We start from the raw sequence: 11427 nt of genomic DNA, 5'->3' as shown, positions 1-11427 counted from the left end.
TTACACTCCCCCCTTAAGCGCAAGACCTAAGGCAAGGTAATACTTGGGCTCAATCAAGTCCTTTGACTGTGTCTCAAAGAGCTCTTTCGAAAAGGTAATGGGGAGCTTGCCGAAGCTCTCCTGCATGGTAAGCGCCAGATCATCAAGATACGGATAGTCCCCCGTTAGAATAATTTTATCGATCTCATCCTCATGTTGATGAGTCACCGAGCGATAGAAGCTGATCACACGCTGAATCTCACTAATCATGACGTTAATTTCATAGTTTAAATAGCTCTCATCGCCAGTCCATACGGGAGTTAGAACCCCTCGCTTATTGAGCTCTCTTTCCCAGTTGTCAATTGACAAGTTCATCTTGAACTGTCGGAGCAGCATCACCTTATGCTTGTGAATGATGCTCACCATAACCGTCTGCAGATCGAACTGGATCGACAGCATGGGAGCTGCTGCATCCTGTTCCTGATCCAAGCGATCATTGACCTTGTAGAGCAATCGATAGACAGCGAGAGAAGATACATCGGCTGCAGCAGGCTTGAGTCCTGCGCTTGTCAGCATTTGTGCATATTCCTTGACGACCTGCTCTGGTGCGGCAAACAGCAGGATCTCATGCTTGTCTTCATGACGCTCGATGTAATCGATATCAAATACTGGATCGTCAAAAGGAAGATGAATGCTCGTCCCAAGCTCCAAATACAAGTAGCCCTTTATCTCTTCATCCGGGATTTCAGCTGGAATTTCGAGCTTGCGTACAATGACGACCGAATCCGGGACGATGAATTGTACTTCCCGATCCTTGAGCTTCCACTTCTGTACGCTTTCCTTGAGCAATGTGCGGAATCTCTCCGGCTCAGCAATGCGCCCATCCTGTACCATGCCTGATGGAAGATAGATCTCTCCAAAGGCAGTTGCCCCATATAAACTAGGTCTCTTGGCATCGATATACCGAATGACATGATCTTTAATGACAAGGCTGACCATTTTCTTTTTAGGCGCTTTGCGTTCAGCAAGCTTCAGCCCCTTGCCACGGCGATCCTGACGATGCTTGCCTCCAACATCCGGCCAAACTGCTTTCATCCCCTCACCCCCCTATCATGAGATAACCTCTAGTTGGCCTCTCGATGATGAGTGACCGTGGTTAGAGGCTGGTTTATCGCAAAAAATGTTTAATATTCCCCGTACGAAATTACATAAATTCTTATTTGCTTACAAAAGCTGAAAATACCACATCAGCAGTCGATCTCCCCACAAGTAGGACGTCATGGTGCCTAGAGCAATCGCTGGACCGAACGGCATCGGCTGTCCTTTTCGGACTTTGCCGATGACCATGCCACCAACACCAATGAGCGTTCCATAGCATGCAGAAAATAAAAAGGCGAGCAATACTCCCTTCCAGCCTAAAACAAGGCCGAGCACGGCAAAGAGCTTGATATCTCCGCCGCCCATTCCATTTTTGCTTACGATTGCAATAAGGAGCAGCAAGGAAAAGCCCACAGCGGCACCAAGGGGAATGTCCCACCAAGGGCCTGAAGGAATCACTATCCGTAACGCAACAAACAAGATCGCAAATACAAGCAGGATCTTGTCTGGGATAAGCATATACTGTAGATCTGTAATGCAAATGAGAATAAGCAGCGAAATTAACGCCCATGCCACGATTACCTCAGGCTTCCAGCCAATAAGCATCGGCATGGACACAAACATAGCCGCGGTTCCGATCTCCGTCAGTGGATACAGGATGGAGATGGATGTGCCGCATCCTTTACAGGTTCCCTTTTGGACAAGATAAGAAAAAAAAGGGACCAGCTCGCCTGCCCCTAATGTCCGTTGACATGTCGTGCAATGCGAGCGTGGCCGAATGATCGATTCACCTATCGGAACACGTAAACCTACCACATTATAAAAGGAGCCCAGCAATAAGCCTGCTATTGCAGCATAGATGAAGTACAGTGTGGTCATGGTTTAGCCTCCTGTGGAAATGTCTAGCCCCCGAAAGGGGGCGCTTATAAAACTCTGCTTATTAACAAGATTTATTTAACATTTTCTCTTGTGACGCTTGCCTCAGCCGTAAAAGCTTTAAACCCTCTAGTAGCGTTAGCCAATAGCACCTCATAAGTGAGGGCACCATTGTTTGAAGCTGTTACCTTTACTCCTGCTGAGGTAATAGCTGTAGAACTAGGATCTGCAGATCCACTAGGAGGAGTAGTAGGAACACCAGCATAAGTACCCCCGTCTGGATCGCGTAATGTATCGATATAGCCTTTTTCAATTAACCATTCTGCCGAAATGTAGAGTGTCCCATTTGCTGCAGGGCGTGCTTTTGCATCACCAGCAGTTGCAATTTTTGCTGAGTGAATCAATTGCATAGCATTTGCAACGTGCGCATCCTTCTTGCTGTTGTCGATAATTCCACCAATCGCAGGAATCGCGATTGCCGCTATGATGCCGAGAATAACAACGACCGCGAGCAGCTCGATCAAGGTTAAACCCTTTTCATTTTTGACCTTCTTCATGACCATCTGTACCATCTTTTTTGTTTCCTCCCTTGAACATGCAATTATTTATTATAGTGTTGCACTATAACCTACTTGACGTGGTTGAAGATGTCGAACATCGGCACGATGATCGAGAGCACGATAAATCCTACGATGCCTGCAAGCGTAATGATCATGATCGGCTCTATCAACCCTTTCAACGAATCCGCCGTCGCATCGACTTCCTTCTCATAGAAGTCGGCGATCTTCTCAAGCATGTAGTCGAGGGAGCCTGACTGCTCCCCGATCGAGATCATCTGCGTAACGAGCGGAGGAAATATCCAATGATCCTTCATCGGACCCGACAGCGTTTTTCCATCCTGCAAGGAGGTTCTGGATTCACGCAGCACACGGGACATGACCTCGTTCATCACGACCTTTTCCACGATAGTGAGCGCGTCCAGTATGGGGACAGAGCTCTTGAACAGAGAGCTCAGCGTACGCGTCAGCCTTGCGATCATCGACTTTTGGACCAGCTTGCCGAAGATCGGAATGCGCAGAATCGCGTGATCAAGCACATATTTGCTCGTCGGATTGCGCCTTGCAGCAACAAATCCAGCTACGATGCCTATCAAAATGAGTATGATCAGCCACCAGAACGACTGCATCCAATCGCTGATTGCAAGCACCATCTTCGTAATCCACGGCAGCTCGGCATCGAACTGCATGAACATGGATGCAAAGGTCGGCACGATATTTGTCAATAAGAAGATGACAACCCCGATCGCCACGATCGTAATCGCAATCGGATAGGTGAGCGCAGACTTTACTTTTTGAACCGTATAATGCTGCTTCTCAAAATAAGTCGCGAGGCGATCCAGCGTCTCGTCCAGATCTCCTGTCGCTTCCCCTGCCTGTACCAGATTGATAAACATCGGAGGGAAAATCTTCGAATGCTCCGCTGCTGCAACAGATAGCGGCTTGCCAGAGCGTATCTCTTCCTCGACCTGAAGCAGCGCCTTCTTCAGCGCTTTGCTTGCGGTCTGCTGCCCAAGAATTCGCGTCGCTTCCGCAACCGAAACGCCTGCAACAATAAGCGTGGAGAACTGCCGCAGATAGATGACGAAGTCCTGTGTCTTTACGGGACTTCCGATAGAGATATCTTGATTCAAAAAGCTGGTCTCAATCTCGACGATATCTGAGACCGCGATTCCTTTTTCCCGAAGCGCCAGGACCACTTCCTTGCGGGTCGCCCCTGTTGCCTTGCCCTTGCGAGCCTTGCCCAGCCGGTCTCGCCCCACATATTCAAACTGAGCCATTAACTCATCTCCCTAAAGTATGGTGCGGCAACCTCTCTCGTAATGATCTTCTTGTCGATAAGCTCGTTCATCGACATCTCGAGCGTATGCATACCGAACGATTTGCCCGTCTGCATAAAGTTGAAGATCTGATGCACCTTCTCGTTGCGAATGAGATTCGCGACCGCGTGGTTATTGATGAGAAGTTCCGTCGCCACTCTTCTCGACCGGTTATCGATCGTGGGGAATAAGCGCTGAGACAGAATCGCAATGAGCACCGATGCCAGCTGAATGCGGATTTGTCCCTGTTGGTTCGCAGGAAACACGTCCAATATTCGGTCGATCGTCGCAGGCGCATTCGGCGTATGCAGTGTCCCGAATACCAGGTGGCCGGTCTCTGCAGCGGTAATCGCAATCGAAATGGTCTCCAAATCCCGAAGCTCGCCTACAAGGATCACGTCCGGGTCCTGCCGAAGCGCAGCCCTTAAGCCGTTCGCAAAGCTATGGGAGTCTTGTCCAATCTCCCGCTGGTTGATGACCGAAAAATGATTTTGATGCAAATACTCGATTGGGTCTTCCAGCGTAATGATATGCTTGCGCATCTTCTTGTTCATATGGTTGATCAACGAAGCCAATGTCGTTGACTTCCCGCTTCCCGTCGGCCCAGTGACAAGAATCAGTCCTTGAGCCTTTGTGCAGAGCTGCTGCAGCGTATCCGGCACATGCAAGGAATCAAGCTCTGGAATCCGTGTTGGGATCAAGCGCAGTGCTATCCCAATATTGGACCGCTGATGATACACATTGACGCGAAACCTCGTAAGGTCTTTAATCCCAAAGGAGAAATCCAGCTCCTTCTTTTCGAGCAGAGCCTCCCACTGATCCTTTGTCATGATGCTTTTGGCCATTCGCACCGTATCCTCCGGTGTTAGTGGCACCTCGCCGTGCTGCTTCAAATCACCATTGATGCGAATCATTGGAGGGACCCCAACGGTCAAATGCACGTCCGATGCTTTTTGCTCAAAGGCGAGTTGAAGCAGTTGATCCAAGCGTTCCATCATTTCCCTCCTAATCATCTATGGCAACGCGCAATACTTCCTCTGTGGTCGTAAATCCATCCTTAACCTTCATCAGCCCGTCATCGATCAAGAAGATTGTCCCTTTGCTTAGCGCCACCTGCTTGATCTGCTCGATCGAACGGTTGTCCATAATCATTCTCCGAATCTCTTCATCTATGATCAGGATTTCATGAACGGCAATCCTGCCCTTGTAGCCGGTCATATTGCACGTTCCGCAGCCTTTGCCTCTGGCAATGACGTCAAGCGTCATGCCTCTCTTCTCAAATATTTCCCGCTCGCGCTGCGAAGGCGCCTCCATCTGCTTGCACTCTGGACATATCCTCCGAACAAGCCGCTGAGCCACGATGCCTGATAGCGAAGCAGCAACGAGAAACGGCTCAATTCCCATATCCGTCAAGCGGGTAATCGTGCTAATCGCATCATTGGTATGAATCGTGCTCAGTACCAAATGACCTGTAAGGGAAGCGCGAACCGCGATCTCTGCGGTTTCCGTGTCCCGAATCTCCCCGACCATGACGATGTTCGGGTCCTGCCGGAGGATGGCCCGAAGACCCTTCGCGAAAGTCATGCCTGTGCTCGTGTTCACCTGCACCTGATTGATTCCCTCTAAGCGGTACTCCACCGGATCTTCAACGGTAATGATGTTCACCTCGGGCGAGTTTAGCTCGCTAAGCGCTGAATACAGCGTGGAAGATTTGCCTGAACCCGTAGGACCTGTAATGAGCACGATCCCCGTTGGCTTCCCAATCATCTGAAGGAAGCGCTCATAGTTTGTGGGATGAAAGTTCATCCGCTTTAAGTCTATGGCCGAGCTTCCCAGATCAAGGATACGCATAACGACCTTTTCTCCGTACACCGTAGGCAAGGTAGACACGCGAAGGTCGACTGGATTGCCATCCAGGATAATCTTGATTCGGCCGTCCTGCGGCACTCTGAATTCCGTAATATTCAAGTTCGAAATGATTTTGATGCGGGCAACAAGCATGCTGAGCATATTCCTAGGGAATTTGCGTTCGGTCCGTAGTATTCCGTCTACCCGGTAACGAACCACAACTTCGCCTTCGCGCGGGTCGATATGAATGTCGCTCGCCCGCTGCTGATAGGCAGCAAGAATAAGCTGATTGACAAGCTTCACAATCGGCGAGTCCTCATCGATCACCGTGTCTTCTTCTTTGCCCTTGCCCTTTTTAAAATCCTCGCCAATCAGGTCTTCCATGTTCTCAACGAGACTGTAGTACTTGCTGATCGCCTTGTGGATATCTTCCTTCGTCGCTATGGACACTTCGATTTGGAAGCCTGTGGATAATCTCAAATCGTCAATCGCGTAGAAATCCATCGGATCTGCCATCGCGACATACAGCTTGCTGCCCTCTTTCTTGAGCGGAATGCATTTATTCCGTTCTGCGATCTCCTTCGGAATCATGCTTAATAGCTTCGTATCGATCGGATACTTGAACAAACTGACGTATGGAATGCCAAGCTGGAACTCCAGCACCTCAATCAAGCGCTGTTCTGTTATAAAGCCAAGCTGCATCAGTGTTTCTCCAAGGCGCTGATTCGGCTTTTTTTCCTTCAGGGCAAGCTGAAGCTGTTCTTCTGTAATGAGTCCATGCTCTACTAACAAATCTCCAATTCTTTTGCGAGATTTATTGATCATTTCATCACCCATATCCGCTTATGATGGTTCGAGCTTTGGTTCATGATTTCAAGGTGCTGACTTATAGGCAATGGCCGTAAAGGATGTTGAGCCATCCGTAGTCATGGAGATGTTCTTAAGCTGCATATTGAGCAGCGTGATGTCGGATGTAACGTTGAAGCGTTGATCGTCAAGATCGCTCGTGATGGTGTAGGTTAATCGGTTAAGATCCTGTTGTTGAAAATTCATGTGGTAGGTCATGGTGCGAGTAGGCTTTGTGGTTAGTAAAGGCACAGTCTGATAGGCTGTCCCACTTAAAAAGGTGTGCTGGATCGTATCATGAGCAGCACTTGTGCAAATGTATTCAAATCCATTTGTCGGTGTGATTGGGCAGGCGCTGAGCAGTGTTACCTCGTCAGCATAACGAAGCTTGTCTGTGATGATTTGCGATGCAAGTCGTACCTGATCCTGCAGCTCGCTTTGCTGATCGGCTCTCTGAAAGGATTGAATGCCAAAGGAGTACGCCATAAAGGCCAAGGCTAGAAAGATCATCAATAATGTCATGGAGGCCAGCAATTCGATAATCGTAAAGCCTCTCTGATCAAGCCTCAAACGCATCACACTATTGCACTCCCATCCTTAACGTATTGGCTTGCTTTAATTAAAGCGCATTAATCGATTAGGGCGACAGCACACTCCACTCTTTGCCGATACCCGGAGCATTGCCGGCATTAGCGGTATGTGGAATCTTGCAAATATAATTGACCTGGTTGTATCTCACCTTATCGTCAAGCGTATAAGACGTTCCACTTATCCATAAGGGAGGCGTCGGAATAAAGAGCGTAATCTTGCTGCTCATTGTAGCATTGATATGCGCTTCAACTTTCTCGCCTGATATGCTCAGGCTGTCCGCGCCATTTCGATTAGGCACCAATAAGGTCTCTGTCATACCGCTTGCCGCTCGCTCAACCGTTGTGCGTGTGGCGTGCATATTCTCGCTTCGTACGCCCATCTTCGTAATCGAGCTATAGCCGTTCAGAAAGATGCCAATCACGAGTGTGGCCATCATCGCGAGCAGAACAAAAGCAGCAAGCACTTCTAGCAGGGTAAACCCTCGCTCGGATTTTAAAAATCGCAGTGCTATCCCCTCCTTAAGCCGAGCTCCAATGATGTCGTTCATACCTTCTCGTTTCTTTGATCAGGTTGGCGAATTCGGCATCGTAGTGGATAGAGATACTTCCCTTAAGTTCTGTAATATCCCCGATGACCATTGCCCCTCTCTGAATCTGCAAGGTGCCGACCACATTGGAATAATTGACGCTCGGAGCGAAGATTAACACGCCATGCAGCGTGCCGCTCCCACTTAAATTAATCGATGAGCTGACATGAAGAATGACCTTCTTGTAGCTCGAATTCATGATATTGAAGGAGGATAAGTCGAGCTTGTCCATATACAAATGAACGATGCCGTCGCCTGGTCCTGAGACATTGATCGTCAAAAGCCCTTGATTCAAGCTGCCAGCCATTTTTCCTACTACGTTTTTGAATACAATATGCATCTCACGATGATCGTTTACTACAATATTAAAGGATTGGGAACCTGCAACTTCAATCGAATCATATCGACCCGATTGGCTCATGCTCATGCCGTTCTTAAAGCCAAGAACGGGCCACTCGCTGACATCCGGTGCAGGCAGCGGACTTGGAAAGTCAACGGTTGATGAGGCCTCTTTAGACCCGCCACCTGAGAAATGAATGGGTGGATTGTCATTGATATGATTCTTGGCTGCGACATCTCCGCCGTTATGAATCACGATAGATGCATTGGTATTGATATTATTGCCTGATAGAATCGCATGGGTCATCGTCTCTGCTGGAGCATCCATTGCAAGTGTCAGTGCTGTTTGGTTTTTGACGCTGCCTACTTGTCCAATAGATAAAATCTTTACTTCTTCGGTGTTTAAGTCTTTCGTAATCGTTGCGCTAAAGGTGCCTGAGCCTAGAGGTATGTTCTTCAGATAATTCTGATTGAGGTTATGTATGGAGGTCTGATTCAAGGTGACTGGGTTATAACGATCGATGATGTGTGAAGCAACAGCATCTGCACCTGACTTGGCCAGGTAGAAGGCTTGCTCTCGCTTCTCTTGCTGAACGGTTCGGGTCGCTTGATTGACACTAACGCCGAGTAAGGTGATGCCTAATAGCGTAAGGGCCGTAGCGAATATCAGCACCATAGGCAGTGCGAATCCACGTTCATTCTTTAACATGTCTATCCCTCATCTACAGCTATTACCCCATATATATCAACTATGGTTACCGCGATTATAGCAGACAAATTCTAGAAGCGAAATATCAAAAATAACATTTTGTTAAATAATGACTAAAAAAGAAGGAAATTCTCGCCGCTATTCGTCACATTTCGGACAAAACGAAGTGAGCCTCGCCGTGTGCTTCAAACCACATGACATTCGAGATATGATTGCGCACAGTTTTTTCACTGATGAAGAGCTGCTGCGCGATGTCGCGGGTCGTCTTGTCTTGTACTAAGAGTTCGAAGACCTCACGCTCACGGTTAGTCAACAGGAATTTGCTTTTATGATCGCTACCCTTCAAGTGTCACCCCTCCTTGCCCAAGTTTTTGTTATATAACAAGGTTAAGGGATACAGTCAAGGTTATACTATGAAAGGCGCAGGCACTTGGTGCGATGCATCAGAAAAATAGGCTAGCGCACCTGTCGATATACCCGGTCGTGCTTAAGGGCAAGGGCTCAGGCAGACTAGCCTATTCGTTACCAGTAACAATTATCTATTCATTGGTGCTCGATTGTTTGCTGCGTTTGTTGGGAACAAACGACTGACCATATCTTGGAATCCATGAAGAGGACGACCTTCGCGAACAAATCCTGCGTACTCGTTCATACGATCTACGAAGTTAGCGTCAGCTGACACGTAGATGTTTCTCACGCTTGGGTCCGCCTTTTTGACGATGCCTGCGATCTTAGACTTCAGGTTTGCAGGGAGATTGTCATTTTGCGTTCTTGTATTTTTTGCGTTCAGATACGTACGGTCATTTCCTGCATACTTCATCTTTGTGTTCATTTTCGATTCTGTCGTAACCGCAACATAGGCATTGTTATCGGTAATCAACACATTAGCTGTGTTAACTCCATTAATCTTAGAGATTTGGTCTGCAATTTTTTGGCTCATATGCATGTTGCCGCGATCCATCCCATTGCGGTCAGTACTATTGGTATTGTAATTGTTCATTCCAAGGCCGTTTGTTCCATTCATACCGTTAGTGCCGTTCATTCCGTTCATGCCATTTGCACCAAAATTATTCACGCCGCCCATACGGTTTGTATTATAACCGTACGTATCAACGGGATACCGACCATTCATACGGTCACGATCCTGCATGGAATAGATGCCGCGGTCATTTACATTGTAGGTGTTCGCATTGCCTGTGCCATAACGGTTCAGACGTCCATCGTAAGTCACGTTGTTTGTACGAACTCCCTTGGCTGTCATATCTCTGTTCGTACATGCTGTAAACATGGATGTCATCATCAATGCTGCAGAAACAACGAGGAAAGCGGATTTAATCTTCATAATGGCCTCCTTCAAGATGATCAAATTTGTCATGACTTCATCCCTTAGAATGCTCGGGGCCAAATGATCTTATCCTTCATCATCCTTCCTCTCCATGCACCTTCCTCCTGCTTATTGACTTGTCCTTTCTATGGGGTAAAATGGAAGGGATTTGGGAAATTGTATACTAACCAAAAGGAGCGTGTTTCATGTTATCGAAGCTGCATACGAAAGCCCATATCACAGCTTTTGGCATGTATGTGCCTGACCAGCGAATCACCAATGAAGATCTGTCAAAGCTTGTGGATACGAACGATGAATGGATCGTTCAGCGTACAGGAATGAAAGAGCGAAGACAAGCAGCAGCCGGGCAATATGCCAGTGATCTTGCCGTAGAAGCGGTACGCAGCATGGAATCACGTTACCCAGGATCTCTCGATGGTATTGATGCGATCCTTGTCGCAACGACGACACCCGATACCTTCTTTCCAAATACAGCGGCCTTAGTGCAAGCGAAGCTTGAACTTCACAACAGTATGGCGCTCGATGTATCCAATGCCTGCGCAGGCTTTGTCAGTGCCATGCAGCTTGCTATTGGGCTCCTTGATGCAGGCATGCACCGCAAGCTGCTTATTATCGGTACAGAAGTACTGACGAAGACGGTCGATTACACAGATCGTTCCACATGCATCTTATTTGGGGATGGAGCCGGTGCCGTTATAATGGAGAATAAATTCGATTCAGAACCATCCTTTATTGCATCATATTCCTTAACAGAAGGCGATATCGGCGGGTCTTTATACCGAGCTGCTGTCAGCCCTGTGATTGGAGATATTACATTGAAGTCGGATTCCCTTCTATATCAAAATGGACGAGAAGTGATGAAGTGGGCGCTTCGCAAAATCCCTGAGGGCATTGATCGCATCCTCTCCTTTATGGATTATAAGCCTGAGGATATAGACATCTTTGTTCCGCACAGCGCAAACCTCCGCATGATCGAAAGCATTTCGGAGCGTTCTAATATTCCCGTGGAACGCATTCTAACGAGTGTGGAATATTTCGGCAATACGTCTGCCGCAAGCATCCCGCTTGCCATTGAAAATGGATTGTGCGCAGGTTCGCTTAATAAGGGAAATATGACCCTGTTGTACGGCTTCGGGGGAGGCTTGTCTCAAGCAGCTCTTCTTATGCGCTGGACCTTGTAAGCTGATACATTTTATACATCATCATAAAAAGCTCCCTTTTCAGCCACACTACATCATGTAGTACGGGAAAGGGAGCTTTCTGCAATCATTCCAGTTGGGAACATTCGAATCTAAACCCACAACCATCTTGAATCGAACGAATCGTCTGGACCT

Annotated in this window: 12 protein-coding genes; 1 reads left to right on the top strand and 11 read right to left on the bottom strand. The window is 47.8% G+C overall.

Annotation, left to right across the window (positions count from 1 at the left end; translation table 11 throughout):
* The 11 genes from pilM to I2H74_RS05240 all read right to left on the bottom strand — a co-directional run bounded on the left by pilM (nt 1) and on the right by I2H74_RS05240 (nt 10090).
* A complete protein-coding gene (pilM, locus tag I2H74_RS05290) occupies nt 1-1074 on the bottom strand; it encodes a type IV pilus biogenesis protein PilM (RefSeq protein WP_195572207.1) in 1074 nt (357 codons plus the stop codon).
* Between the two features lie 129 nt (nt 1075-1203).
* Entirely contained in the window at nt 1204-1956 is a 753-nt protein-coding gene (locus I2H74_RS05285) for a prepilin peptidase (protein ID WP_195572205.1), read from the bottom strand.
* A 71-nt stretch (nt 1957-2027) separates the two neighbouring features.
* Nucleotides 2028-2525, bottom strand: a complete 498-nt coding sequence (locus I2H74_RS05280) for a prepilin-type N-terminal cleavage/methylation domain-containing protein (RefSeq protein ID WP_324254011.1) — start codon at nt 2523-2525, stop codon at nt 2028-2030.
* Nucleotides 2526-2581: 56 nt separating this feature from the next.
* Nucleotides 2582-3790 (bottom strand): type II secretion system F family protein, encoded by a 1209-nt coding sequence (locus I2H74_RS05275; protein ID WP_195572204.1) that lies wholly within the window; start codon nt 3788-3790, stop codon nt 2582-2584.
* Nucleotides 3790-4827 carry a type IV pilus twitching motility protein PilT gene (locus I2H74_RS05270; protein WP_195572201.1) on the bottom strand — a complete coding sequence of 346 codons (1038 nt, stop codon included), beginning with the start codon at nt 4825-4827 and terminating at the stop codon, nt 3790-3792. The genes I2H74_RS05275 and I2H74_RS05270 overlap by 1 nt, the downstream gene beginning before the upstream one ends.
* A 7-nt stretch (nt 4828-4834) precedes the next feature.
* The gene (locus I2H74_RS05265; protein ID WP_195572199.1) at nt 4835-6502 is read right to left on the bottom strand and encodes a GspE/PulE family protein; all 1668 of its coding nucleotides are present in this window, start codon (nt 6500-6502) and stop codon (nt 4835-4837) included.
* Nucleotides 6503-6550: 48 nt separating this feature from the next.
* A complete protein-coding gene (locus I2H74_RS05260) occupies nt 6551-7099 on the bottom strand; it encodes a PilW family protein (protein ID WP_229106464.1) in 549 nt (182 codons plus the stop codon).
* 61 nt (nt 7100-7160) lie between these two features.
* Nucleotides 7161-7661, bottom strand: a complete 501-nt coding sequence (locus I2H74_RS05255; protein ID WP_195572195.1) for a carbohydrate-binding protein — start codon at nt 7659-7661, stop codon at nt 7161-7163.
* A complete protein-coding gene (locus I2H74_RS05250; RefSeq protein WP_195572193.1) occupies nt 7633-8748 on the bottom strand; it encodes a hypothetical protein in 1116 nt (371 codons plus the stop codon). Before I2H74_RS05250 ends, I2H74_RS05255 begins: the two co-directional genes overlap by 29 nt.
* A 145-nt stretch (nt 8749-8893) precedes the next feature.
* Nucleotides 8894-9094, bottom strand: a complete 201-nt coding sequence (locus tag I2H74_RS05245; RefSeq protein WP_195572191.1) for a helix-turn-helix domain-containing protein — start codon at nt 9092-9094, stop codon at nt 8894-8896.
* 189 nt (nt 9095-9283) lie between these two features.
* Nucleotides 9284-10090: a YhcN/YlaJ family sporulation lipoprotein gene (locus tag I2H74_RS05240; RefSeq protein WP_195572189.1), complete on the bottom strand. Its 807-nt coding sequence runs from the start codon at nt 10088-10090 to the stop codon at nt 9284-9286.
* A gap of 188 nt (nt 10091-10278) precedes the next feature.
* On the opposite strand from I2H74_RS05240, the gene I2H74_RS05235 reads away from it, so the two are divergent.
* Nucleotides 10279-11274 (top strand): ketoacyl-ACP synthase III, encoded by a 996-nt coding sequence (locus I2H74_RS05235; protein ID WP_195572188.1) that lies wholly within the window; start codon nt 10279-10281, stop codon nt 11272-11274.
* Nucleotides 11275-11427 lie beyond the last annotated feature (153 nt).

The sequence above is a fragment of the Paenibacillus sp. 1001270B_150601_E10 genome (genome assembly GCF_015558675.1).
GTDB lineage: Bacteria > Bacillota > Bacilli > Paenibacillales > Paenibacillaceae > Paenibacillus_B.
The sequence above is the reverse complement of the archived record's forward strand: the minus strand, read 5'-3'. Positions and strand labels throughout refer to the sequence as shown.

Excerpts from the sequence above, each read along its gene's own strand:
- I2H74_RS05260 (WP_229106464.1), bottom strand. The coding sequence starts at position 7,099 with ATGCGTTTGAGGCTTGATCAGAGAGGCTTTACGATTATCGAATTGCTG.
- I2H74_RS05285 (WP_195572205.1), bottom strand. The coding sequence starts at position 1,956 with ATGACCACACTGTACTTCATCTATGCTGCAATAGCAGGCTTATTGCTG.
- I2H74_RS05255 (WP_195572195.1), bottom strand. The coding sequence starts at position 7,661 with ATGAACGACATCATTGGAGCTCGGCTTAAGGAGGGGATAGCACTGCGA.
- I2H74_RS05240 (WP_195572189.1), bottom strand. The coding sequence starts at position 10,090 with ATGAAGATTAAATCCGCTTTCCTCGTTGTTTCTGCAGCATTGATGATG.
- I2H74_RS05270 (WP_195572201.1), bottom strand. The coding sequence starts at position 4,827 with ATGATGGAACGCTTGGATCAACTGCTTCAACTCGCCTTTGAGCAAAAA.
- I2H74_RS05250 (WP_195572193.1), bottom strand. The coding sequence starts at position 8,748 with ATGTTAAAGAATGAACGTGGATTCGCACTGCCTATGGTGCTGATATTC.
- I2H74_RS05275 (WP_195572204.1), bottom strand. The coding sequence starts at position 3,790 with ATGGCTCAGTTTGAATATGTGGGGCGAGACCGGCTGGGCAAGGCTCGC.
- I2H74_RS05265 (WP_195572199.1), bottom strand. The coding sequence starts at position 6,502 with ATGATCAATAAATCTCGCAAAAGAATTGGAGATTTGTTAGTAGAGCAT.
- pilM (WP_195572207.1), bottom strand. The coding sequence starts at position 1,074 with ATGAAAGCAGTTTGGCCGGATGTTGGAGGCAAGCATCGTCAGGATCGC.
- I2H74_RS05280 (WP_324254011.1), bottom strand. The coding sequence starts at position 2,525 with ATGGTACAGATGGTCATGAAGAAGGTCAAAAATGAAAAGGGTTTAACC.
- I2H74_RS05235 (WP_195572188.1), top strand. The coding sequence starts at position 10,279 with ATGTTATCGAAGCTGCATACGAAAGCCCATATCACAGCTTTTGGCATG.